Source organism: Rheinheimera sp. UJ51 (genome assembly GCF_020819615.1).
Taxonomy (GTDB): Bacteria; Pseudomonadota; Gammaproteobacteria; order Enterobacterales; family Alteromonadaceae; genus Alishewanella; species Alishewanella maricola.
Genome location: NZ_JAJHOG010000020.1, coordinates 14393 through 38899, shown reverse-complemented (window position 1 = coordinate 38899; position 24507 = coordinate 14393). Strand labels below are relative to the sequence as shown.

19 protein-coding genes and 5 tRNA genes are annotated in these 24507 nt (G+C 45.2%); all 24 read left to right on the top strand.

From position 1 onward, the window contains the following. The first annotated feature begins 337 nt into the window (after positions 1-337). The 24 genes from murB to rplC all read left to right on the top strand — a co-directional run bounded on the left by murB (position 338) and on the right by rplC (position 24498). Complete coding sequence (gene murB / locus LMJ53_RS16225; protein ID WP_229588343.1) at positions 338-1351, top strand: UDP-N-acetylmuramate dehydrogenase; 1014 nt, start codon at positions 338-340, stop codon at positions 1349-1351. Next, positions 1338-2321 carry a bifunctional biotin--[acetyl-CoA-carboxylase] ligase/biotin operon repressor BirA gene (birA, locus tag LMJ53_RS16220; protein ID WP_229588341.1) on the top strand — a complete coding sequence of 328 codons (984 nt, stop codon included), beginning with the start codon at positions 1338-1340 and terminating at the stop codon, positions 2319-2321. The genes murB and birA overlap by 14 nt, the downstream gene beginning before the upstream one ends. After that, the gene (locus LMJ53_RS16215; protein ID WP_229588339.1) at positions 2321-3016 is read left to right on the top strand and encodes a type III pantothenate kinase; all 696 of its coding nucleotides are present in this window, start codon (positions 2321-2323) and stop codon (positions 3014-3016) included. The genes birA and LMJ53_RS16215 overlap by 1 nt, the downstream gene beginning before the upstream one ends. Before the next feature lie 111 nt (positions 3017-3127). Then, positions 3128-3203, top strand: a tRNA-Thr gene (locus tag LMJ53_RS16210). A 5-nt stretch (positions 3204-3208) separates the two neighbouring features. Beyond that, a tRNA-Tyr gene (locus tag LMJ53_RS16205) sits at positions 3209-3293 on the top strand. Between the two features lie 32 nt (positions 3294-3325). Next, positions 3326-3400 (top strand) — tRNA-Gly (locus LMJ53_RS16200). 10 nt (positions 3401-3410) lie between these two features. Beyond that, positions 3411-3486 (top strand) — tRNA-Thr (locus tag LMJ53_RS16195). A gap of 72 nt (positions 3487-3558) precedes the next feature. After that, positions 3559-4743: an elongation factor Tu gene (gene tuf / locus LMJ53_RS16190; protein WP_097113087.1), complete on the top strand. Its 1185-nt coding sequence runs from the start codon at positions 3559-3561 to the stop codon at positions 4741-4743. Between the two features lie 158 nt (positions 4744-4901). Beyond that, positions 4902-4978, top strand: a tRNA-Trp gene (locus LMJ53_RS16185). A gap of 83 nt (positions 4979-5061) precedes the next feature. Beyond that, complete coding sequence (gene secE, locus LMJ53_RS16180; RefSeq protein ID WP_226752343.1) at positions 5062-5436, top strand: preprotein translocase subunit SecE; 375 nt, start codon at positions 5062-5064, stop codon at positions 5434-5436. A gap of 3 nt (positions 5437-5439) precedes the next feature. Beyond that, positions 5440-5979 (top strand): transcription termination/antitermination protein NusG, encoded by a 540-nt coding sequence (nusG, locus tag LMJ53_RS16175; RefSeq protein WP_226752342.1) that lies wholly within the window; start codon positions 5440-5442, stop codon positions 5977-5979. Between the two features lie 121 nt (positions 5980-6100). Then, positions 6101-6529 (top strand): 50S ribosomal protein L11, encoded by a 429-nt coding sequence (rplK, locus tag LMJ53_RS16170; RefSeq protein ID WP_027672427.1) that lies wholly within the window; start codon positions 6101-6103, stop codon positions 6527-6529. A gap of 3 nt (positions 6530-6532) precedes the next feature. Further along, complete coding sequence (gene rplA, locus LMJ53_RS16165; protein ID WP_226752341.1) at positions 6533-7234, top strand: 50S ribosomal protein L1; 702 nt, start codon at positions 6533-6535, stop codon at positions 7232-7234. Between the two features lie 275 nt (positions 7235-7509). Next, on the top strand, positions 7510-8004 hold the full coding sequence (gene rplJ / locus LMJ53_RS16160; RefSeq protein ID WP_229588337.1) for a 50S ribosomal protein L10: 495 nt from the start codon (positions 7510-7512) through the stop codon (positions 8002-8004). A gap of 62 nt (positions 8005-8066) precedes the next feature. Continuing rightward, positions 8067-8432, top strand: a complete 366-nt coding sequence (gene rplL / locus LMJ53_RS16155) for a 50S ribosomal protein L7/L12 (protein WP_229588335.1) — start codon at positions 8067-8069, stop codon at positions 8430-8432. Between the two features lie 173 nt (positions 8433-8605). After that, the gene (gene rpoB / locus LMJ53_RS16150; protein ID WP_226752338.1) at positions 8606-12631 is read left to right on the top strand and encodes a DNA-directed RNA polymerase subunit beta; all 4026 of its coding nucleotides are present in this window, start codon (positions 8606-8608) and stop codon (positions 12629-12631) included. Between the two features lie 69 nt (positions 12632-12700). Beyond that, a complete protein-coding gene (rpoC, locus tag LMJ53_RS16145; RefSeq protein ID WP_229588333.1) occupies positions 12701-16876 on the top strand; it encodes a DNA-directed RNA polymerase subunit beta' in 4176 nt (1391 codons plus the stop codon). Between the two features lie 150 nt (positions 16877-17026). Further along, a complete protein-coding gene (gene rpsL / locus LMJ53_RS16140; protein WP_226752336.1) occupies positions 17027-17401 on the top strand; it encodes a 30S ribosomal protein S12 in 375 nt (124 codons plus the stop codon). Between the two features lie 90 nt (positions 17402-17491). Continuing rightward, positions 17492-17962, top strand: coding sequence for a 30S ribosomal protein S7 (rpsG, locus tag LMJ53_RS16135; protein WP_226752335.1), 471 nt, complete (start codon positions 17492-17494; stop codon positions 17960-17962). Between the two features lie 27 nt (positions 17963-17989). After that, on the top strand, positions 17990-20095 hold the full coding sequence (fusA, locus tag LMJ53_RS16130) for an elongation factor G (RefSeq protein ID WP_226752334.1): 2106 nt from the start codon (positions 17990-17992) through the stop codon (positions 20093-20095). A gap of 55 nt (positions 20096-20150) precedes the next feature. Further along, positions 20151-21335, top strand: a complete 1185-nt coding sequence (gene tuf, locus LMJ53_RS16125) for an elongation factor Tu (RefSeq protein WP_229588332.1) — start codon at positions 20151-20153, stop codon at positions 21333-21335. A 137-nt stretch (positions 21336-21472) separates the two neighbouring features. Next, positions 21473-23212: an acyl-CoA dehydrogenase family protein gene (locus LMJ53_RS16120; RefSeq protein ID WP_229588330.1), complete on the top strand. Its 1740-nt coding sequence runs from the start codon at positions 21473-21475 to the stop codon at positions 23210-23212. Between the two features lie 306 nt (positions 23213-23518). Beyond that, positions 23519-23830, top strand: coding sequence for a 30S ribosomal protein S10 (rpsJ, locus tag LMJ53_RS16115; RefSeq protein ID WP_008899121.1), 312 nt, complete (start codon positions 23519-23521; stop codon positions 23828-23830). A gap of 29 nt (positions 23831-23859) precedes the next feature. Continuing rightward, positions 23860-24498, top strand: a complete 639-nt coding sequence (gene rplC, locus LMJ53_RS16110; RefSeq protein WP_226752332.1) for a 50S ribosomal protein L3 — start codon at positions 23860-23862, stop codon at positions 24496-24498. Positions 24499-24507 lie beyond the last annotated feature (9 nt).

The window sequence follows — 24507 nt, the reverse complement described above, 5'->3', positions numbered from 1 at the left end:
GCTTACGCCCATTTTTCTCGGCGCGAGAAAGCTTAAGGATGTCTTCAGCAGTATGATTCATAAGACTCAGAGTGTGATGATTTGGTGAGTACAATTAGAGCAGAAAACAAGATGGAATGGTATTATACCTTTCCATCTTAACGTTTGTTCAATGTCGCCGCGTCTCTAGCCACACTCAAATCACACTTGCAGTAACATTGATAAAGCTATGCCACGCATTGCTGCAACGATCAACATAAGATAACCATGCTATACACGGTATATTTATTCTAGTTTATGTTTGCGCTTACCCAGTGGCACCTTTAGAATTGCCGCATTCGGTTTATCGGTGTTTGCTATGCTTTTCTTACAAGATCAAGCTGCTGAGGCTTACTCTACATTTCGTTTAAAAACATCGTTGCAGCAAGTAATAGAGGTGCAAGATGTTAACGAACTCAATACGATTAACATCAATTCTGCTCCTATTATTTTAGGCGAGGGCAGCAATACCATTTTTCTAACTGAGCAATCACGTCCTATATTACGTTTTACTTCGTCTCAACGAACGATATTGAATGAGACGCTTGATACTGTAAATCTTCATGTAGAAGCGGGTCACAATTGGCACCAATTAGTCAGTTGGGCAGTGAATTCAGAGCTATGGGGTATCGAGAATCTGGCATTAATACCAGGATCTGTTGGTGCAGCACCTATCCAAAACATTGGTGCTTATGGTGTTGAATTTGCGGATGTCTGTGATTATGTCGATTTTTACTCGTGGACTGATCAAGCCGTACATCGATTCTCGGCAGATGAGTGTCAATTTGGTTATCGTGACAGTCTATTTAAACAAAGTTTAACTAGTAAAGGATTGGTTATCGCCGTCGGTATTACCCTACAGAAAAAACCGAAACGTGTTCTTAATTATGCGGGTTTAGATACCTTATCTGATAGCGCATCCTTACAAGAAATATACGCCCAAGTCATTGCTACAAGACAGAGTAAGTTACCTGATTATACAAAGTTGGCTAATTGTGGCAGCTTTTTTAAGAATCCTATAATTTCATTGGGTGCCTATCGTTTACTTCAGCAGCAATTTCCAAAGATCCCAGGTTATATTGTCGCCGATAACGTCAAAGTGCCAGCAGCTTGGTTGATCGACCAATTAGGATTTAAGGGTTATCGTTTGCAGGATATCGGTTGTTATGAGCGGCAGCCGTTAGTATTAGTTAACTTTGGTAACGGAACGGCAGACGCATTATTAGCATTAGTGAATATGATTATCGGTAAAGTTAAAGATCGCTATGCTATTTTGCTTGAGCCTGAAGTTCGAATGTTAAATAAAGATGGCATGGCTTATGTCCAAAGCTAATCTACAAGTACAGCGGCAATTACTCAGCGTATTAGCTGATGGTAAATTTCATTCCGGTCAGATACTTGCCAATCATTTTGGCATCAGTCGTACGGCAATTGCGAATTACATCGCAGAGTTAGAGTTGGTCGGTTTAGACATATATAAAGTGAAAGGTAAAGGCTATGCTTTAACCAAACCCATTGTCTTGCTGGATGCGGCCATTATCCGCCAACTTCAACCTGCTCAAAGTGCGCCGGTATTAGTCCAGCATATCACTGACTCTACTAACTTACAGTTGATGCAGGCCTTACAAAGTAATAAAGACCTTGCCAGCGCCAGTGTCATTGTGGCTGAAGCACAAACGGCAGGACGTGGACGACGCGGGCGTAGCTGGTATTCACCTTTTGGCAGTAATTTATATTTTAGTTATTACTGGAAGCTTGAGCAGGGTATTCAAGCTGCTATGGGTTTAAGTATTGTTGCTGGTTGTGCCTTATGTCAGGTTTTACAACGTCATTATCAGATCTCGACCAAGATGAAATGGCCAAACGATATCTACATCGATCATCGAAAAGTGGCTGGAATATTAGTTGAATTAGTGGGGCAGGCTGATGGCGCTTGCCATGTAGTAATAGGGATTGGTATTAACGTGCAATTACCACTACAAGCTTTGCAGCATATTGATCAACCATATGCTGATCTTGCTACCGCGACTGATCATGCTATTAATCGCAATGAATTAGTCGTGCATTTACAAAGTGCCTTAACCCGTGCCTTAAAACAGTTCCAGCAAACAGGTTTCGCACCGTTTCAGGAATCTTTTAATCAGTTGAATTTATACGCTCAGCAAACGGTCACTTTATCAGGTAGCGCAAACGCAACCGGTGTTTGCAAGGGGGTTGATAATCAGGGGGCGATTTTGTTAGAACATGCGGGACAAACCGTCGCTTACTTTGGTGGTGAAGTAAGCTTAAGAGCGGCGACTTAATGTATTTACTGTTAGATATTGGTAACTCACGCACAAAAGCCGTAATTTATGAAGAGGGTAAGTTTACGCTAATGTCTGATTTAAACCTGCAATCGATAGCACCTTATCGCTTCATTGCTGTATATGTTGCTTGCGTGGGTTTTGATGAACATGTTGAGCAGTTACAGCATACGCTGGGTTTAACGCATTTGCCTTGGTACAGATTAGTCAGCCAAGCAGCTGCTTTTGGCGTGGTTAATCGCTATGCCACGCCCGAGCGATTAGGCGTTGATCGTTGGTTAGCCATTTTAGGCGCCGATAGCTTGTTGCCGGCGAAAAATCTAATGATAGTCGATGCCGGTACGGCTTTAACTATTGATTGGTTAGATAAGTCACAGCAACACCAAGGCGGTTGGATTATTCCTGGTCTTCGCTTGCAACAAGAAGCGGTAATAAAAAATACGGCAAGAGTAGGCAGTACCCCAGATGATAGTCAGGAATTAACCTTAGGCGTTAATACACAAGATTGTGTTAAAAATGGTGCACTTGCGGCACTATGTGGTGCTATTCGTGCAGGCTGGCAGCTAAAACCAACCGACGTTATATTCCTCACTGGTGGTGATGCACCAAAGCTAGCTCAATATCTGTCTGACTTGCCGGTACAACTGGATCCTTTACTGATTTTTCGCGGCATAGCGCGATATATTGCAACTTAAACGTGGGATCGCACAACAATTAGCCGTTCAGCTAATATTTTATGCTTTTTTCTGTTTTTCTTGTTGCGCCATCCCCACCATTCTACTAGAATTCGCACCCACTGACGTAGTGCCGCTTTAGCTCAGTTGGTAGAGCAACTGACTTGTAATCAGTAGGTCATCCGTTCGACTCGGATAAGCGGCACCATTAGTGGAGGGGTTCCCGAGTGGCCAAAGGGATCAGACTGTAAATCTGCCGGCACTGCCTTCGAAGGTTCGAATCCTTCCCCCTCCACCATTCTTCGTCAGAAGAATAGCTACGAGTAGGCCGCGGGCATCGTATAATGGCTATTACCTCAGCCTTCCAAGCTGAAGATGCGGGTTCGATTCCCGCTGCCCGCTCCAGTTACAAGTTGCTGATATAGCTCAGGCGGTAGAGCGCATCCTTGGTAAGGATGAGGTCCCCAGTTCGATTCTGGGTATCAGCACCATCTTGCATGCCTCCCTCGTTCGCTTTACAATTAATTTTTTATTCCGCCGTTTTGTTTTAATAAGGGTTACTTATGGCTAAGGCTAAATTTGAACGCGTAAAACCGCACGTAAACGTAGGTACTATCGGCCACGTTGACCACGGTAAAACTACTCTGACAGCTGCTATCACTAACGTATTAGCAAAGACATACGGCGGTCAGGCATTTGCTTTCGATCAAATCGATAAAGCACCAGAAGAAAAAGCTCGTGGTATCACTATCAACACGTCACACGTTGAATACGATACACCAACACGTCATTATGCACACGTAGACTGTCCAGGTCACGCTGACTATGTTAAAAACATGATCACTGGTGCGGCACAGATGGACGGTGCTATTCTGGTAGTAGCGGCGACTGACGGCCCAATGCCACAAACGCGTGAGCACATCCTGTTATCACGTCAGGTTGGTGTACCTTACATCATTGTGTTCATGAACAAGTGTGACATGGTAGATGACGAAGAGTTATTAGAATTAGTAGAAATGGAAGTGCGTGAGCTTCTTTCAGACTACGACTTCCCAGGTGATGACTTACCAGTAATCCGTGGTTCAGCCTTAAAAGGTCTGGAAGGCGATGCTGAGTGGGAAAAGAAAATTCTGGAATTAGGCGAAGCGTTAGATACGTATATCCCTGAGCCAGTACGTGCGATTGATAAGCCATTCATCATGCCAATCGAAGACGTATTCTCAATTGCTGGTCGTGGTACTGTAGTAACAGGCCGTGTAGAGCAAGGTATCATCAAAGTGGGTGAGACAGTAGAAATCGTTGGTATCAAAGACACTGTAGCGACCACCTGTACTGGTGTAGAAATGTTCCGTAAGCTGTTAGACGAAGGTCGTGCAGGCGAGAACATCGGTGCTTTATTACGTGGTACTAAGCGTGAAGACGTAGAACGTGGTCAAGTATTAGCGAAGCCAGGTTCAATCAAGCCACACACTAAGTTCGAAGGCGAAGTGTACGTATTGTCAAAAGAAGAAGGTGGTCGTCACACGCCATTCTTCAAAGGCTACCGTCCACAGTTCTACTTCCGTACAACAGACGTAACGGGTGCAGTAGAATTACCAGAAGGCGTAGAAATGGTCATGCCAGGCGACAACTTGAAGTTTGTTGTTGAACTGATTTGCCCAATCGCGATGGACGAAGGTTTACGCTTCGCTATCCGTGAAGGCGGCCGCACAGTAGGTGCTGGCGTAGTATCAAAAATCATTGCTTGATCAGCACTGATGTAAAGAAGGCCCTACGGGGCCTTTTTTGTCGCTAAAAAAACCTGCTGAATTGCCAAGCTGCTGCATTGTAAGCTTGTTTTAGTCTGCTGAGACAGTATAATGAGCGGCTATTTAGCGACAGGTGATTTTCGTCGTTATGTTTTTGTAGGGGCATAGTTCCAATTGGTAGAACAGCGGTCTCCAAAACCGATGGTTGGGGGTTCGAATCCCTCTGCCCCTGCCACTATTTTCAAGCTCGGATATGCCGTCCGTGCTGTTATGTTTGTTATGAGAACAACATAAGTAAGCCTATTAAGTGAGTGAAGCATGAGTGCAACAAGCGAAACCCCAAAAAGCGGATTAGATCTGGTTAAATGGTTGTTAGTACTAGTGATCCTATCATTAGTCGTGGTTGGTAATTATCTTTACGAGTTATCTAGTCTGGAAAAGGCTATTGCCATTGTTGTATTAGTTGCCGCTGCGGGCTTTGTAGCTGCACAGACTTACAAAGGCAAAACTTTCCTTAATTTCGCCAAAGAGTCACGTACTGAAATCCGGAAAGTGGTTTGGCCAACTCGTCAAGAGACCATGCAGACCACTATTATCGTTCTTATTGCCACTGTTATTATGGGGCTTATTTTGTGGGGCCTCGATGCTATTTTATTACGCGTCGTCTCCTTCTTTACCGGACTAGGGGGTTAACTCATGGCAGGAAAAATGCGTTGGTATGTAGTGCAGGCCTTTTCAGGTTTCGAACAGCGAGTTGCCACCTCACTACGTGAACATATTAAAATTCATCAAATGGAAGAAAAGTTTGGTGAAGTATTAGTACCCACTGAAGAAGTTGTGGAAATGCGTGCCGGTCAGAAACGTAAATCTGAGCGTAAGTTTTTCCCTGGTTACGTATTAGTACAAATGGAAATGTGCGAAGAAGCATGGCACTTAGTGAAAAGTGTGCCGCGCGTGCTAGGCTTTATCGGTGGTACTTCTGACCGCCCAGCACCTATTTCTGAAAAAGAAGCACTGACCATTCTGAACCGCTTACAAGACAATATTGATAAGCCGAAGCCGAAAACCTTGTTTGAAGCCGGTGAAGTGGTTCGTGTTACAGAGGGACCTTTCGCAGACTTTAACGGCGTAGTCGAAGAAGTTGACTATGAAAAGAGCCGCGTAAAAGTCTCGGTACTCATTTTTGGTCGTGCAACTCCGGTTGAGTTAGAATTCGGTCAAGTCGAAAAAGCGTAATTTACAGCTTGTAACGGGGCGCTGATTAAAATATAATCTGCGCCCTTTTTATCGTATGGGAAGCCGTTTGAGTAAGTGTCCTCGCATTTACGAGGCTAAGACCCAATCACAGAGGTGAAACATGGCAAAGAAAGTCACTGCACTCATTAAATTGCAGGTAAAAGCCGGTATGGCAAACCCGTCACCACCAGTTGGTCCGGCGTTAGGTCAACACGGTGTTAACATCATGGAATTCTGTAAAGGCTTCAACGCCCGTACAGAAAGTCTTGAAAAAGGCATGCCAATTCCTGTTGTTATTACAGTATATAGCGATCGTTCTTTCACGTTCGAAACTCGTACCCCACCAGCGTCTTTCTTATTATTGAAAGCAGCCGGTTTAAAAGGTGGTTCAGGTCGTCCTAATACCCAGAAAGTCGGTAAGATTACAGCTGCACAGGTTGATGAAATCGTTAAGATTAAACAACCTGATTTAACAGCTGCAGATCATGCTGCTGCGGTGCGTACCATTGAAGGTACTGCTCGTTCTATGGGCTTAGTGGTGGAGGGCTAATCGATGGCTAAATTAACAAAACGCGCTAAGTTAATCCGCTCTAAAGTAGATTCTACTCGCGAATATGACATCAACGAAGCAGTTGCTTTGTTAAAAGAATTATCTGCCGGCAAGTTCCTTGAGAGCGTTGACGTTGCAGTAAACCTAGGTATCGACGCTCGTAAGTCTGATCAAAACGTTCGTGGTGCAACAGTGTTGCCACACGGTACGGGTCGTACTGTACGCGTTGCCGTATTTACACAAGGTGCTAACGCCGAAGCTGCTAAAGCCGCTGGTGCTGACATCGTAGGTATGGAAGACTTAGCTGATCAAGTTAAGAAAGGCGTAATGGATTTTGACGTTGTTATCGCGTCTCCAGATGCTATGCGTGTTGTCGGTATGTTAGGTCAAATTTTAGGCCCTCGTGGTTTAATGCCTAACCCGAAAACTGGCACAGTTACACCAAACGTAGCTGAAGCAGTTAAAAACGCGAAAGCGGGTCAGATCCGTTACCGTAATGATAAGAATGGTATTATCCATTCTACCATCGGTAAAATCGATTTTGACGCTGACAAGTTGAAAGAAAACTTAGAGTCGTTACTGGTTGCTCTGAAGCGTGCTAAGCCTTCAGTTGCTAAAGGTATCTACATCAAAAAAGTAACGCTTTCTTCTACTCACGGTGCTGGTTTAACGTTAAACCAAGCATCTTTAAGCGCCACTGTCTAAGCGCTTTACACTAGGGCGTGGTTAATTTATAATCTCGCCCTCGTTTTTAGGGTAGAAGCCAGGCTTCATTGAAGTACTGGCTTCCGTCCAAGACCGTAGGTGTCACAAGTTTCTTTTGAAAGGCGTGACTTAAAAAAAACAACCTACGCAGACGGTGTAGGCCCCAGAAAGAATTAAATTCGTTCTGGTCTCACCGTAAATCGCGCGTTGGCATATTGTCAACGTTGTGTAGGAAACCGGACATAAAGTCCGGATGAACCAGGAGTTAAGAGCCAATGGCTATAAAGCTTGATGACAAAAAAGCAATTGTTGCTGAAGTCCAGGAAGCTGCCAAAGGTGCTTTATCTGCGGTAGTCGCAGACGCTCGTGGTGTCACTGTAGGCAAGATCACTGCTTTGCGTAAGCAAGCACGTGAAGCTGGTGTTTGGGTCAAAGTGGTCCGTAACACCCTAGCTCGCCGCGCAGTAGATGGCACCGAATTTGAGTGTCTGAAAGAGGTATTCGTAGGCCCGACATTAGTTGCGTTTTCTAAAGAGCACCCAGGTGCTGCAGCGCGTATCTTCAAAGATTTCGCGAAAGAAAACAAAAACTTCGAGCTTAAAGGTGCAGCTTTCAACGGTACCACAGTGAACATCGACGTGTTAGCATCGTTACCAACATACGACGAAGCTATCGCACGCTTGATGAGCACCATGAAAGAGGCAGCTGCCGGCAAACTTGTACGTACAATTGCCGCGGTTCGCGACCAAAAACAAGAGCAAGCCGCGTAATTATACGTTTGGTTTTGTAGAGTTTAATTCGGGCCAAGGCCCATAATTTAGGAATCTGCGCAATGTCAGTGACTAAAGATCAAATCTTAGATGCAATCGCAGCAATGTCTGTAGTGGAAGTTGTTGAATTAGTATCTGCAATGGAAGAAAAATTCGGTGTTTCTGCTGCTGCTGCAGTAGCTGTTGCAGCTGGTCCAGCTGCCGCTGTTGAAGAACAAACTGAATTCAACGTAGTATTGGCTGCTGTTGGCGCAAACAAAGTATCTGTTATCAAAGCAGTACGTGGCGCAACAGGTTTAGGCCTGAAAGAAGCGAAAGACTTGGTTGAAAGCGCTCCAGCTGCAATCAAAGAAGGCGTTTCTAAAGCAGAAGCAGAAGCTCTCAAGAAAGATCTTGAAGAAGCTGGTGCATCTGTTGAAATCAAATAATCTGGTTAATACCAGATTAGCTGCCTGAATTTCAGGCCGGGCTGGTGATGAATTAATCACCGGCCTTTTTGCGCTGTGGGACAATGATTTCCCCACCCCTGCTGTTACCAGGTCTGGTAACATAAGCCACCGATAAGGTGGTTGGGAAAAAAATCAGCAAGCTGAGGAACCCCATGACTTACTCTTATTCTGAGAAGAAACGTATCCGTAAGGACTTCGGCAAACGTCCGGAAGTATTGGATGTGCCATACCTGTTGTCGATTCAAATCGAATCATTCAGCAAATTTATCGAGCCAGATCCTGAAGGTGGATACGGTTTAGAAGCCGCTTTCCGCTCTGTTTTTCCAATCAAAAGCTATTCAGGCAGTGCGGAATTGCAGTATGTTAGCTACCGTATCGGGGAACCTGTTTTTGACGTTAAAGAATGTCAAATCCGTGGTGTAACCTATTCGGCACCTTTACGGGTTAAGCTGCGGATGGTGCTGTTTGACAAAGAAGCGCCAGGCACAATCAAAGATATCCGTGAACAAGAAGTCTATATGGGTGAAATCCCGTTGATGACCGAAAATGGTACCTTTGTTATTAATGGTACTGAGCGCGTTATCGTTTCTCAGTTACACCGTAGTCCAGGTGTGTTCTTCGACCACGACCGTGGTAAGACGCACTCGTCTGGTAAAGTCTTATATAATGCTCGCGTGATCCCATACCGTGGTTCATGGTTAGACTTTGAATTTGACGCTAAAGATAACTTGTTCGTGCGTATCGATCGTCGCCGTAAATTACCTGCGACTATCCTATTACGTGCACTTGAACTGAGCACAGAAGAAATTCTGGCCACTTTCTTTGAAAATACCCGTTTTGATATTAAAGACGGCAAAATTCTGATGGAAGTAGTAGCCAACCGTTTACGCGGTGAAACAGCTGCATTTGATATTAAAGATAACGATGGCGAAGTGATCGTAGAACATGGTCGTCGTATTACTGCCCGTCATGTGCGTCAGCTGGAAAAAACCGGTATGACCATGATGGAAGTACCACATGAATATGTGGTAGGTCGTGTCCTAGCGAAAAATTACGCTGACCGTTCAACCGGAGAGATTATTGCCGAGGCGAACGCAGAGCTCACATTAGAGCTGTTAGCAAAACTAGCAAAAGCAGGCTACGAAAGTTTTGAAACCCTATACATCAACGATTTGGATCAGGGTTCTTATGTTTCAGAAACTATCCGTATCGATCCTAGCAGCAACCGGATGGAAGCCCTGGTAGAAATTTACCGGATGATGCGTCCTGGTGAACCGCCAACGCGCGAAGCTGCAGATACTTTATTTGAAAATTTATTTTTCTCAGAAGATCGTTACGACTTATCAACAGTCGGTCGGATGAAATTCAACCGTCGTGTTGGTTTCGAAGATGGCACAGGTACCGGTGTACTGAGCAAAGAAGATATTTTAGCGGTAATGAAAGTCTTAATCGACATCCGTAACGGTAATGGCGAAGTTGATGACATTGACCACTTAGGTAATCGTCGGATCCGTTCTGTTGGCGAAATGGCGGAAAACCAATTCCGTGTTGGTTTAGTTCGTGTTGAGCGTGCTGTGAAAGAGCGTCTGTCTTTAGGCGATCTAGATGCGGTTATGCCACAAGACTTAATTAACGCCAAGCCTATTTCTGCTGCTGTAAAAGAGTTCTTTGGTTCAAGCCAACTTTCTCAATTTATGGATCAGAACAACCCATTGTCAGAAGTGACGCACAAACGCCGTATTTCAGCACTTGGCCCCGGTGGTCTTACACGTGAACGTGCTGGTTTCGAAGTTCGTGACGTACACCCAACGCACTATGGTCGGGTATGTCCAATCGAAACGCCAGAAGGTCCAAACATCGGTTTGATTAACTCGTTATCGATTTTTGCGCAAACTAACGAATATGGTTTCTTAGAAACCCCTTACCGTCGTATTGAAAACGGTATTGTGACTGATGAAGTCGATTTCTTATCTGCAATTGAAGAAGGTAACTTTGTTATCGCTCAGGCCAACGCTGAGTTAGATGCAGACAACCGTTTAGTTGATGCTTTAGTACCGTGTCGTTTTAAAAACGAATTCACGTTAATGGCCTCAGCTGAAGTACAGTATATGGACGTGGCACCACAACAGATCGTGTCTGTTGCAGCAGCCTTAATTCCGTTCTTAGAACACGATGATGCTAACCGTGCATTGATGGGTTCGAACATGCAACGTCAAGCAGTACCTACCTTACGAGCTGATAAGCCGTTAGTAGGTACAGGTATTGAGCGCGTTGTAGCGAAAGACTCAGGTGTAACTGTGGTAGCGAAACGTGGTGGTGTAATCGATTACGTCGATGCCAGCCGTATTGTTATTAAGGTTAATGAAGATGAAATGGTTGCTGGCGAAGCCGGTATCGATATCTACAACTTAACCAAATACACGCGTTCTAACCAAAATACTTGTATTAACCAACGTCCATGCGTTAACCACGGTGAGCCAATTGAACGTGGTGATGTCTTGGCTGATGGTCCTTCTACAGATTTAGGCGAACTCGCATTAGGTCAAAACTTACGCGTGGCTTTCATGCCATGGAACGGTTACAACTTCGAAGATTCGATTTTGTTATCTGAGCGTTTAGTACAAGAAGATCGTTTAACCACTATCCATATTCAGGAATTAAGCTGTATTGCTCGTGATACTAAGCTTGGGCCTGAAGAAATCACGGGTGATATTCCTAACGTAGGCGAATCTGCGCTGTCTAAACTAGACGAAGCCGGTATAGTTTACATTGGCGCCGAAGTGAAAGGTGGTGACATTCTGGTGGGTAAAGTTACCCCGAAAGGTGAAAGCCAGCTTACACCAGAAGAAAAACTTCTTCGTGCTATTTTTGGTGAGAAAGCGTCTGACGTTAAAGATACGTCTTTACGTGTGCCAAACTCAGTGACCGGTACAGTTATTGATGTCCAAGTCTTTACTCGTGATGGCGTTGAAAAAGATAAACGTGCTCGCGAAATCGAAGAGATGGAAGTCAAACAAGCGAAGAAAGATCTAAATGAAGAGTTCCGTATTCTTGAAGCAGGTATCTTCGACCGTGCACGTAACTTGTTGGAGCAAAGTGGTTTAGATCGCGCCAAGCTGAATACGTTGAAAGGTGATGCGTTATTTAATCAAAGCCTAAGTGACGAAGATAAGCAGAACGACCTTGAGCAATTAGCAACACAATACGAAGAAATCCGTGTTGAGTACGATAAGAAGTTCGAAGCTAAGCGTCGCAAGATCGTTCAAGGTGATGATTTAGCACCAGGCGTACTGAAAATCGTTAAAGTTTACCTTGCGGTAAAACGTCGTATCCAGCCAGGTGATAAAATGGCCGGCCGTCACGGTAACAAGGGTGTAATCTCTACTATCGTGCCAGTTGAAGATATGCCATACGATGATAAAGGTCAGCCGGTTGATATCGTACTTAACCCATTGGGTGTACCTTCGCGGATGAACATCGGTCAGATCTTAGAAACGCACTTGGGCTTAGCCGCTCGTGGTATCGGTGACAAGATTGACGGCATGATCAAAGAACAGAAAGAAACGGCGGAGATCCGTGACTTCCTGAAAAAGGTTTATGCTTTAGGTGAATCACGTCAGAACGTTGATATTGAAAGCTTCACTGATGATGAAGTGCGTCGTTTGGCTCAGAACTTACGCAAAGGTCTGCCAGTCGCTACGCCAGTATTCGATGGTGCGAAAGAATCTGAAATCAAGCAATTGCTTGAGTTAGGTGACTTACCTGCCAGCGGTCAAATCGCGTTATATGATGGTCGTACCGGTAATACTTTCGAACGTAAGGTTACTGTCGGTTACATGTACATGCTGAAACTGAACCACTTGGTTGATGATAAGATGCACGCGCGTTCTACTGGCTCTTACAGCCTGGTTACTCAGCAGCCGCTGGGTGGTAAGGCACAGTTCGGTGGTCAGCGCTTCGGTGAGATGGAAGTATGGGCATTAGAAGCATATGGTGCGGCTTATACCCTACAAGAAATGCTTACCGTTAAGTCTGATGACGTCAACGGTCGTACCAAGATGTATAAAAACATCGTTGACGGCGACCACAGAATGGAACCTGGCATGCCAGAATCTTTCAACGTATTAATGAAAGAAATCCGTTCGCTCGGTATTAATATCGAATTGGAAGAGGAATAAACCGACCTTGTGTTGGGGGGCAGTCAGTAAGCTGCCCCATTCCGGTTTACCTCTTACAGGAGAGCAAAGGTGAAAGACTTATTAAAGTTTCTGAAACAACAAACTAAGACTGAAGAGTTTGATGTTATTCGTATCGGCTTATCTTCGCCAGACATGATCCGTTCATGGTCTTTTGGTGAAGTGAAAAAGCCTGAGACGATCAATTACCGTACCTTTAAACCAGAGCGTGACGGTTTATTCTGTGCCCGTATCTTTGGCCCAGTAAAAGACTACGAGTGTTTGTGTGGTAAGTACAAACGTTTGAAGCACCGCGGCGTAATCTGTGAAAAATGTGGCGTAGAAGTGACCTTAACGAAAGTACGTCGTGAGCGTATGGGTCATATCGAGTTGGCTAGCCCAACCGCGCACATTTGGTTTTTAAAGTCGCTGCCAAGCCGTATCGGTTTACTGTTAGATATGACCTTGCGTGATATCGAACGTGTATTATATTTCGAAAGCTATGTTGTTACCGAGCCGGGTATGACTTCTTTAGAGCGTCGTCAGATGTTAACTGAAGAAGAATATCTAGACGTGTTAGAAGAACATGGTGATGAGTTCGAAGCCAAGATGGGTGCAGAAGCGATTCTGGACATTCTAAAAGGTATTGAACTGCCAACTGAAATCAAGCAAATGCGTGAAGAGTTACCTACGATTAACTCTGAAACCAAGCGTAAGAAGATCAGTAAGCGTCTTAAGTTAATGGAATCATTCCACACCTCTGGCAATAAGCCTGAGTGGATGATCATGACTGTTTTACCGGTATTACCGCCAGATTTACGTCCATTAGTTCCATTGGACGGTGGCCGTTTTGCCACGTCAGATCTGAACGATTTATACCGTCGTGTCATTAACCGTAACAACCGTTTGAAGCGTTTATTAGATTTGTCTGCTCCAGATATCATCGTACGCAACGAAAAACGTATGTTACAAGAAGCGGTTGATGCGCTATTAGATAACGGCCGTCGTGGTCGTGCTATTACCGGTTCTAACAAGCGTCCATTAAAATCGTTAGCTGACATGATCAAAGGTAAGCAAGGTCGCTTCCGTCAGAACTTGTTAGGTAAGCGTGTTGACTACTCTGGTCGTTCGGTTATCACCGTAGGTCCTACACTGCGTTTACACCAGTGCGGTTTACCGAAGAAAATGGCTCTTGAGCTGTTCAAACCTTTTATTTACGGCAAGCTTGAAGCGCGTGGTTTAGCCACCACCATTAAAGCGGCTAAGAAAATGGTTGAGCGTGAAGAAGGCGCGGTATGGGATGTGTTAGACGAAGTCATTCGTGAACACCCTGTATTGTTAAACCGTGCACCTACACTGCACCGTTTAGGTATTCAAGCTTTCGAACCTGTGCTGATTGAAGGTAAAGCGATTCAACTGCACCCATTAGTGTGTGCGGCTTATAACGCCGACTTCGATGGTGACCAAATGGCGGTACACGTACCGTTAACTATCGAAGCGCAGTTAGAAGCGCGTGCGCTGATGATGTCAACGAACAACGTACTGTCACCCGCCAATGGTGAGCCAATCATCGTGCCTTCACAGGACGTTGTATTAGGTCTGTATTACATGACTCGCCAAGCGGTTAACGCGAAAGGCGAAGGCATGATGTTCAAGAGCGCGAAAGAAGCTGAAAAAGCCTTCCGTGCCGACTGTGCAAGCTTACATGCTAAAGTTAAAGTGCGTATCACTGAAGTTGAATTTGCTGAAGATGGTAGCCGTACTGAAACAACTGAAGTGAAAGATACAACAGTTGGTCGTGCTATTCTGTATTCAATCCTGCCAGAAGGTATGAGTTTTGAATCAGTTAACCAAGCCATGGGCAAGAAACAAATTTCTCGCTTATTAAATGGTGCTTATCGCCGTATCGGTTTGAAGAAAACCGTTATTTTGGCTGACCAAATCATGTATACCGGTTTCCATTATGCGATGTTATCAGGTGTTTCTGTTGGTATTGATGACATGGTCATCCCTGACTCGAAAACTAAGATCATCGATGATGCTGAAAATGAAGTAGCCGAAATTCAAGACCAGTTCCAACAAGGTTTGGTAACTGCCGGTGAAAAATACAACAAAGTTATCGATATTTGGTCAAATGCCAACGAAAGCTTATCTAAAGCGATGATGGACAACCTCTCGAAAGAGAATGTGGTTGACCGTGATGGTAATACTGTTGAGCAACAATCATTTAACTCTGTTTATATGATGGCTGACTCAGGCGCTCGGGGTTCTCCGGCGCAGATCCGTCAGTTAGCCGCAATGCGTGGTCTGATGGCAAAACCAGATGGTTCAATCATCGAAACGCCCATTACCGCAAACTTCCGCGAAGGTCTGAGTGTATTACAGTACTTCATTTCAACGCACGGTGCGCGTAAAGGTCTTGCCGATACTGCATTGAAGACAGCTAACTCGGGTTACTTGACGCGTCGTTTAGTCGACGTAGCACAAGATTTAGTGGTGACTGAGCAAGACTGTGGTTCAGAGCAAGGTATTATCATGAAGCCGCTGATTGAAGGTGGTGACGTGGTTGAAGGTCTGCGTGAGCGAGTACTAGGTCGTGTGGTTATCGGTGATATTTTATCGCCAACTACCGAAGAAGTGCTTGTTGCTGACGGCACCATGCTTGACGAACAACTGTGTGACATCATTGAACAGAACTCGATCGATGAAGTGCATGTGCGTTCAGTAATTACCTGTCAAACTGACTTTGGTGTGTGTGCTAAGTGTTATGGTCGCGACCTGGCACGTGGTCACTTAATCAATGCTGGTGAAGCCGTGGGTGTTATTGCCGCGCAATCAATCGGTGAGCCTGGTACACAGTTAACCATGCGTACATTCCACATCGGTGGTGCTGCATCGCGTTCTTCTGCTGAAAACAGCGTACAGGTTAAAAATGCCGGTATGCTTAAATTGCATAATGCGAAGTTTGTACGTAACGCGGATAACAAGATTGTTATTACCTCTCGTTCAGCTGAAGTGACCGTATTTGATGACTTAGGCCGCGAGAAAGAGCGTTATAAACTGCCATACGGTTCGATCATGGCTACTGACGACAACGCGAAAATCGTTGCCGGTCAGGTTGTAGCGAACTGGGATCCGCATTCACACCCAATCATTCTTGAGCGTGGCGCTAAGGTTTCTTTCAGTGATGTTGATGATACCAACACTGAAGTACAACAAGACGAGTTAACCGGTTTAACCCGTACGGTTGTTAAAGATTTAGCTAAAGCCAATGCGAAAGAGCCAAAACTGATCTTGGCAACAGATGATGGTGGTTTACAAGAAATTCGTTTACCAAGCTTTACGACTATTGAAGTCACCGACGGTGACACAGTAGTAACGGGTACCGTGTTAGCACGTATTCCGCAAGAAAGCTCGAAGACACGTGACATCACCGGTGGTCTGCCTCGCGTAGCTGATTTATTTGAAGCACGTAAGCCGAAAGATCCAGCTATTTTAGCTGAAATCTCAGGTGTGATTAGCTTCGGTAAAGAAACTAAAGGCAAACGTCGCCTGATCATTACCCCTGATCAGGGTGATGCACATGAAGAAATGATTCAGAAGTGGCGCCAAGTTAATGTGTTCGAAGGTGAGCGCATTGAGAAAGGTGAAGTGATTTCAGAAGGCCCTGAATCAGCTCACGATATCCTGCGTTTACGTGGTATTCACCAGGTTGCCAGCTATATCGTTAACGAAGTTCAGGATGTATATCGCTTACAGGGCGTTAAAATCAACGATAAGCACATTGAAACGATTATTCGTCAAATGTTGCGTAAGTGCATTATTACCAACCCTGGTAATAGCGAGTTCTTGGAAGGTGAACAAGCAGAAGTGGCGCGCGTTAATATCGCAAACCGTGATCTGGAAGCCGCGGGCAAAATGCCAGCACAGTATGAACGTTCATTACTGGGTATCACCAAAGCGTCTCTGTCGACTGACTCGTTCATTTCGGCCGCGTCGTTCCAAGAAACGACCCGTGTTCTCACCGAAGCTGCTGTTGCAGGTAAGATTGATGAATTACGTGGTTTGAAAGAGAACGTTATTGTTGGCCGTTTGATCCCAGCCGGTACTGGTTTTGCTTATCACCAGAATCGCGCTCGTCAACGTGCTGGCAACAATGAAGTTGTTGAACCGACAAGAAGTGCAGAGTCTGCCGAACAGGCCTTGACCGATGCATTAAACATGAACTTATCGGGCAACGACGAGTAAACAAGCAAGATGCCGTTTGCCGGTGATTAAAATGCCGGCAAATTGCATTGTAACTTGACAGGTCAAAGCTTGACCATTAGAATTCCGCGACCCTAATTTCGGGGGCGGAATTTTCACGTTTATTGGGTATTTATTAACCAGGAGTATTTAATGGCAACAATCAACCAGCTAGTGCGTAAGCCGCGCAGCCAGAAGGTAGCCAAGAGCACCGTTCCGGCGCTTGAAGCTTGCCCGCAGAAGCGTGGTGTTTGTACCCGTGTATACACCACTACACCTAAGAAGCCTAACTCAGCATTACGTAAAGTATGCCGTGTTCGTTTAACTAACGGATTCGAAGTGTCTTCTTATATTGGTGGTGAAGGCCACAACCTGCAGGAACACAGCGTAGTGCTGATCCGCGGTGGCCGGGTAAAAGACCTTCCAGGTGTGCGTTACCACACCGTACGTGGCACATTAGATTGTGCAGGCGTAAAAGATCGTAGACAAGGCCGTTCTAAATACGGCGCCAAGCGGCCTAAGAAATAACGGTACTCCGTTAGTAAGGCCAAACTAAACAACTTTTTTTCTTTAATGTATTAAAAGTTTTGGAATCACCTGAAGCAATCGGAGTTTCGAATGCCTAGAAGACGCGTCATAGGTCAACGTAAAATCCTTCCAGATCCTAAGTTCGGAAGTGAATTGTTGGCAAAATTTGTAAACGTCGTAATGGTCGACGGTAAAAAATCTACAGCCGAATCAATTGTATACGGCGGACTTGAAATTGCAGCTGCAAAGTCTAAAAAAGAACACATCGATTTATTCGAAGTGGCTTTAGACAACATTCGTCCTACAGTCGAAGTTAAATCACGTCGTGTTGGTGGTTCTACCTACCAAGTGCCGTGTGAAGTTCGTCAAGTACGTCGTAACGCTTTAGCTATGCGTTGGTTAGTGGAAGCTGCCCGTAAACGTGGTGAAAAGTCTATGGCTCAGCGTCTTGCTGGTGAGATGCTTGATGCAATCGAAAATAAAGGTTCTGCGGTTAAGAAACGTGAAGACGTGCACCGTATGGCCGAAGCGAATAAAGCGTTCGCACACTTCCGCTGGTAAGAATTTCTTAACTAAGAGGAATGTAGAGTGGCACGTACAACTCCAATAGAACGTTACCGTAACATTGGTATCTGTGCTCACGTTGATGCCGGCAAAACTACGACATCTGAGCGGATCCTGTTTTATACAGGCCGCTCTCACAAAATTGGTGAAGTTCATGATGGCGCAGCCACTATGGATTGGATGGAGCAGGAGCAGGAACGCGGTATTACTATTACTTCTGCGGCTACCACGACCTTTTGGTCTGGTATGCAGCAGCAGTTTGATATGCACCGTATTAACTTGATTGATACCCCAGGTCACGTAGATTTCACTATCGAAGTAGAGCGTTCTTTGCGCGTGCTAGATGGTGCCGTCGTCGTATTGTGCGGGTCATCAGGTGTGCAGCCTCAAACTGAAACAGTGTGGCGTCAAGCAAATAAGTACGAAGTTCCTAGAATGATCTTCGTGAATAAAATGGATCGTACCGGTGCGAACTTCCTGCGGGTTGTAAAGCAAGCGAACGACCGTCTAAATTCACGTTGCGTACCTATTCAGTTGCCAATCGGAGCAGAAGATAACTTCAGAGGCGTAGTTGATCTCGTCAAAATGAAGGCTATTAACTGGAACGAAGAAGATCAGGGTATGACCTTCACTTATGAAGAGATCCCAGCAGAGATGTTGGAAGAATGTCATGAGTGGCGTCAAAACCTGATGGAAGCAGCGGCTGATGCTAACGAATCCATGATGGAACGCTATCTGGAAGGTGAAGAATTCACTGAAGATGAGTTGCGTCAAGCATTACGTGATTTAACGTTACGTAATGAAATAGTGCTAGTGCAAGTGGGTTCTGCCTTTAAGAATAAAGGCGTGCAGGCCATGTTGGATAACGTTATTTACTATCTGCCTTCACCGACAGAAGTAAAAGCGATCAACGGTATTCTGCCTGATGAAACTGAAGGCTTCCGTAAATCGGCTGATTCGGAACCTTTTGCGGCGCTAGCATTCAAAATTGCTACAGATCCGTTTGTTGGTACCCTTACTTTTTTCCGTGTTTACTCAGGTATTGTTGAGTCAGGCTCAGCAGTATACAACTCAGTAAAAATGAAGAAAGAGCGTATTGGCCGCATCGTACAGATGCATGCTAACGCGCGCGAGGAAATCAAGGCTGTTTGCGCCGGCGATATTGCTGCTGCGATTGGGCTTAAAGATACCACAACGGGCGATACCTTATGTGATATGGATCATCCGATTATTTTGGAACGCATGGTGTTTCCTGAGCCGGTTATTTCTGTTGCTGTTGAGCCTAGAACACAGGCTGATCAGGAAAAGATGGGAATAGCGTTAAGCAAGCTGGCAGCAGAAGATCCGTCATTCCGAGTACATACTGACGAAGAAACCGCACAGACCATTATTTCTGGTATGGGCGAATTGCACCTCGACATCATTGTTGATCGCATGCGTCGTGAATTTAAGGTCGAGGCCAATGTGGGTAAACCACAGGTGTCTTACCGTGAAACATTGCGTGGCAAAACAGAAGTTGAAGGTAAGTTTGTACGTCAGTCAGGCGGTCGTGGCCAATTTGGTCATTGCTGGTTGCGGATTGAGCCGTTACCTGAGGGTGAAGGTTATAAGTTCGAGAACGCAGTAATTGGCGGGGCGATTCCAAAAGAATTTATCCCTGCTATTGATAAGGGCGTTCAGGAACAAATGAAAAACGGTGTATTAGCGGGTTATCCGGTAATCGACGTGAAAGTTACTGTATTCGATGGTTCCTACCACGATGTTGACTCGAACGAAATGGCGTTCAAAATCGCTGCGTCTATGGGCTTCAAAAAAGGAGCTCTACAGGCTAAGCCGGTTGTCCTCGAGCCTATTATGAAGGTTGAGGTAGTTACGCCAGATGACTTCATGGGTGATATCGTTGGTGATTTAAACCGTCGTCGCGGTATCATCAACGGTATGGAAGATGCGCCTGGCGGGATTAAGATAATCGACGCCAATGTACCGTTATCTGAAATGTTTGGCTATGCAACTAATATGCGTTCTTTGAGTCAGGGCCGTGCCTCTTACTCTATGGAACCGCTGAATTATCAGGAAGCACCAAGCAATGTTACTGAAGCAATTATTGCTTCTCGTAGAGCTTACGATTAACGATTAAACAGTCCCGATTTAACGGGTCTTAAATTTGACTAAGAAGGGTCTATAAATGGCTAAGGCTAAATTTGAACGCGTAAAACCGCACGTAAACGTAGGTACTATCGGCCACGTTGACCACGGTAAAACTACTCTGACAGCTGCTATCACTAACGTATTAGCAAAGACATACGGCGGTCAGGCATTTGCTTTCGATCAAATCGATAAAGCACCAGAAGAAAAAGCTCGTGGTATCACTATCAACACGTCACACGTTGAATACGATACACCAACACGTCACTATGCACACGTAGACTGTCCAGGTCACGCTGACTATGTTAAGAACATGATCACTGGTGCGGCACAGATGGACGGTGCTATTCTGGTAGTAGCGGCGACTGACGGCCCAATGCCACAAACGCGTGAGCACATCCTGTTATCACGTCAGGTTGGTGTACCTTACATCATCGTGTTCATGAACAAGTGTGACATGGTAGATGACGAAGAGTTATTAGAATTAGTAGAAATGGAAGTGCGTGAGCTTCTTTCAGACTACGACTTCCCAGGTGATGACTTACCGGTAATCCGTGGTTCAGCCTTAAAAGGTCTGGAAGGCGAAGCTGAGTGGGAAAAGAAAATCCTGGAATTAGGCGAAGCGTTAGATACGTATATCCCTGAGCCAGTACGTGCGATTGATAAGCCATTCATCATGCCAATCGAAGACGTATTCTCAATTGCTGGTCGTGGTACTGTAGTAACAGGCCGTGTAGAGCAAGGTATCATCAAAGTGGGTGAGACAGTAGAAATCGTTGGTATCAAAGACACTGTAGCGACTACTTGTACTGGTGTAGAAATGTTCCGTAAGCTGTTAGACGAAGGTCGTGCAGGCGAGAACATCGGTGCTTTATTACGTGGTACTAAGCGTGAAGACGTAGAACGTGGTCAAGTATTAGCGAAGCCAGGTTCAATCAAGCCACACACTAAGTTCGAAGGCGAAGTGTACGTATTGTCAAAAGAAGAAGGTGGTCGTCACACGCCATTCTTCAAAGGCTACCGTCCACAGTTCTACTTCCGTACAACAGACGTAACGGGTGCAGTAGAATTACCAGAAGGCGTAGAAATGGTCATGCCAGGCGACAACTTGAAGTTTGTTGTTGAGCTGATTTGCCCAATCGCGATGGACGAAGGTTTACGCTTCGCTATCCGTGAAGGCGGCCGCACAGTAGGTGCTGGCGTAGTATCAAAAATCATTGCTTAATCAGCACTGATGTAAAGAAGGCCCTACGGGGCCTTTTTTTATGCTTAAAATATATGCAAAGGCAGCAATTCAAACACTTGTTTGAAAATCTCGGCTGTGCGATGATAGAGGTCATTTTCAGTAGTTGAGGTGATCGTATGAGTCAGTATCAAGCCCCTGTAGACGACATAAGTTTTAATCTGTTCGACGTTTGGCAATTAGACCAGTACTGGCAGCAGCAACCTCAATTACAAGAGTTAATAGAAGCCGATACAGCAAAAGCCATTTTAGAAGAGGCCGCAAAAATTTGTGAGCAGCAACTTGCTCCCTATAGCCAAATAGCAGATGCGGTAGGTGCACAACTCGCCGATGGTAAAGTCAGTTTGCCCGAGCATTATTACACGGCTTATCAAAGTTTATCCGAGGGTGGCTGGACTGGCCTCAGTGGTGATGCCGAATTTGGTGGAATGGGCATGCCAAAATCGCTTTCTATGATGGTTGATGAAATGCTCTGTAGTGCGGATATCGCTTTTTCGTTATATCCAGGTTTAACCGCCGGCGCCTGCGTTACCCTGTTACAGCATGCCGATGAGCAAATGAAAGCCTGTTACTTACCAAAATTATACAGCGGTGAATGGTCTGGCACGATGTGTTTAACCGAGGCTCATGCGGGTTCAGATTTGGGCATTATGCGTACAGCAGCAAAACCCGATACAGATGGCAGTTACTTAATCTCGGGTAGCAAAATTTTTATCACTGCTGGTGAGCATGATCTGACATCAAATATCGTTCATTTAGTGTTAGCTAAGTTGCCAGATGCACCTGCCGGAAGCCGAGGCATTTCTTTATTTCTAGTACCAAAATTTCTTGTGACAGAAAACGGTGACTTAGCAGAGCGTAATGCCGTCAATGTTGGCTCTATCGAACATAAGATGGGTATTAATGGTTCGGCTACTTGTGTGCTTAACTTTGATGGTGCGCGCGGTTATTTAATCGGCGAGCCGCATCGTGGTCTAGCTTGTATGTTTACCATGATGAATTACGAGCGTTTGTCGATGGGCAGCCAAGGACTAGGTGCTGCCGAGCGGGCATATCAAAATGCGTTAGCTTATGCCAAAGATCGCTTACAAGGAAGAACCGGTAAAACGGATCCTAATAAAGCGGATGCCATTTTGGGTCATGCTGATGTTAGGCGAATGCTACTTAACATTAAAGCAATGAATGAGGCCGGTCGAACTTTCGCTACTTGGGTGGCCAATTTACTGGATCGAGCAAAATACGACGACTGTGCGCAATCAGCACAACGAGCAAATTTACTGACACCGATCACCAAAGCCTTTATGACCGATCGAGGGTTAGATGCGTGTATTACGGCCCAGCAAGTATTCGGTGGTCATGGCTATGTAAAAGAGTGGGGCATGGAGCAGTTAGTGCGAGATGTACGAATTGCCCAGATCTATGAAGGAACCAATGGTATTCAAGCGGCTGACTTTATGTTGCGAAAAGTCGCATCAGATCAAGCAGCCGTGTTACTTGCCCTATTAAATGATATTCAACTTGAGCTTCAAGCTCATCCAACGTCGATAAGTCATATTGTCGAAAAGCGCATAGCGCAATTAATAGACGTCAGTCATTCATTATTGGTGCAAGAACACAATGTGCTCAGTATGAATGCTTGCGATTACTTAGATGCTGTGGGCTATGTCCTCTATGCTTATATGTGGCAAAGAAATCTTATGGCGTTAAATCCTGCTAAACACAGTGCTGATTTCATGGCTGCTAAAACTCAAACAGCCATGTGGTATACACAAAAAGTGTTGCCAAAGGTTGATGGTTTATTTAGCAGTTTGCAAAGCGATGGCTCAGCGATGTTTGCGCTTACTGAAGATCAGTTTTAACGCGTGGCTTGCTGTTAAGCCTCAAGGTAGACGTTGCAACAAAGCACAATTGGCGTCTGCTTTGAGGTTGGCTGTTGGAATAATAAACAGCACTTGCATTATCAATTGTTCTGTATATAATATGCGGCCAGTCGATTCATATCTGGCTGATACAAGCTACATTGCAACCTCTAAAGAGAGTATTGCGTAGCTTGTACTATAAGCCCCCGATTGGGGGGTAACTGGTAACTTGGTGCATAAGCAATCCCATTATGGGCATTTGTTTATGTTTATTTTTGCTCTTTTTGCTCTTTGAGGCTTTGATACATGAGTAATCAAAGGATTCGCATCCGTCTGAAAGCGTTCGATCACCGTTTGATCGATCAGTCAACTATGGAAATCGTTGACACAGCAAAACGTACCGGCGCACAGGTTCGTGGTCCAATTCCACTACCCACTCGTCAGGAACGTTTCACTGTTCTGATTTCTCCTCACGTCAATAAAGATGCGCGTGACCAGTACGAAATCCGTACGCACAAGCGTTTAATCGACATCGTGGAACCAACTGAAAAAACAGTTGATGCGCTGATGCGTTTAGATCTGCCTGCTGGCGTTGACGTTCAAATCAGCCTGGGCTAATCAGACAGGTTTTTAGAGAGGTTTAGGAAATGGCTATCGGTCTAATCGGTCGTAAAGTGGGCATGACACGCATCTTCACTGAAGATGGTGTATCTATCCCAGTAACCGTAATCGAAGCAACACCAAACCGCGTTACTGCTGTTAAAACGCAAGACGTTGAAGGCTATAGCGCGTTGCAAGTGACTACTGGTACTGTTAAGGCAAGCCGCCTGAGCAAGCCAGAAGCAGGTCATTTTGCAAAAGTGGGTGTAGAAGCGGGTCGTGGTCTGTGGGAATTCCGCCTACAAGACAACGAAGGCGCCGACATCACTGTTGGTAGCGAGATTACTGTTGATATTTTCGCAGATACAAAGAAAGTTGATGTCGCTGGCACATCAAAAGGTAAGGGTTTCCAAGGTGCTGTTAAGCGCTGGAATTTCCGTACTCAGGATGCTACTCACGGTAACTCTTTATCACACCGTGCACCGGGTTCAATTGGTCAAAACCAATCACCAGGTAAAGTATTCAAAGGTAAGAAAATGGCTGGCCACATGGGCGCTGAACGGGTAACTGTACAGTCTCTTGAAGTGGTTCGTGTTGATGCGGAACGTAACATTCTGTTAGTAAAAGGCGCAGTGCCTGGTGCTATCGGCGGTGACGTTATCGTTAAACCAGCTGTTAAAAGCTAACGTCTAGGA

Excerpts from the sequence above, each read along its gene's own strand:
- rplJ (WP_229588337.1), top strand. The coding sequence starts at position 7,510 with ATGGCTATAAAGCTTGATGACAAAAAAGCAATTGTTGCTGAAGTCCAG.
- tuf (WP_229588332.1), top strand. The coding sequence starts at position 20,151 with ATGGCTAAGGCTAAATTTGAACGCGTAAAACCGCACGTAAACGTAGGT.
- rpsJ (WP_008899121.1), top strand. The coding sequence starts at position 23,519 with ATGAGTAATCAAAGGATTCGCATCCGTCTGAAAGCGTTCGATCACCGT.
- rplK (WP_027672427.1), top strand. The coding sequence starts at position 6,101 with ATGGCAAAGAAAGTCACTGCACTCATTAAATTGCAGGTAAAAGCCGGT.
- nusG (WP_226752342.1), top strand. The coding sequence starts at position 5,440 with ATGGCAGGAAAAATGCGTTGGTATGTAGTGCAGGCCTTTTCAGGTTTC.
- rplL (WP_229588335.1), top strand. The coding sequence starts at position 8,067 with ATGTCAGTGACTAAAGATCAAATCTTAGATGCAATCGCAGCAATGTCT.
- birA (WP_229588341.1), top strand. The coding sequence starts at position 1,338 with ATGTCCAAAGCTAATCTACAAGTACAGCGGCAATTACTCAGCGTATTA.
- rplC (WP_226752332.1), top strand. The coding sequence starts at position 23,860 with ATGGCTATCGGTCTAATCGGTCGTAAAGTGGGCATGACACGCATCTTC.
- rpoB (WP_226752338.1), top strand. The coding sequence starts at position 8,606 with ATGACTTACTCTTATTCTGAGAAGAAACGTATCCGTAAGGACTTCGGC.
- LMJ53_RS16215 (WP_229588339.1), top strand. The coding sequence starts at position 2,321 with ATGTATTTACTGTTAGATATTGGTAACTCACGCACAAAAGCCGTAATT.
- murB (WP_229588343.1), top strand. The coding sequence starts at position 338 with ATGCTTTTCTTACAAGATCAAGCTGCTGAGGCTTACTCTACATTTCGT.
- rplA (WP_226752341.1), top strand. The coding sequence starts at position 6,533 with ATGGCTAAATTAACAAAACGCGCTAAGTTAATCCGCTCTAAAGTAGAT.
- rpsG (WP_226752335.1), top strand. The coding sequence starts at position 17,492 with ATGCCTAGAAGACGCGTCATAGGTCAACGTAAAATCCTTCCAGATCCT.
- rpsL (WP_226752336.1), top strand. The coding sequence starts at position 17,027 with ATGGCAACAATCAACCAGCTAGTGCGTAAGCCGCGCAGCCAGAAGGTA.
- secE (WP_226752343.1), top strand. The coding sequence starts at position 5,062 with ATGAGTGCAACAAGCGAAACCCCAAAAAGCGGATTAGATCTGGTTAAA.
- LMJ53_RS16120 (WP_229588330.1), top strand. The coding sequence starts at position 21,473 with ATGAGTCAGTATCAAGCCCCTGTAGACGACATAAGTTTTAATCTGTTC.
- tuf (WP_097113087.1), top strand. The coding sequence starts at position 3,559 with ATGGCTAAGGCTAAATTTGAACGCGTAAAACCGCACGTAAACGTAGGT.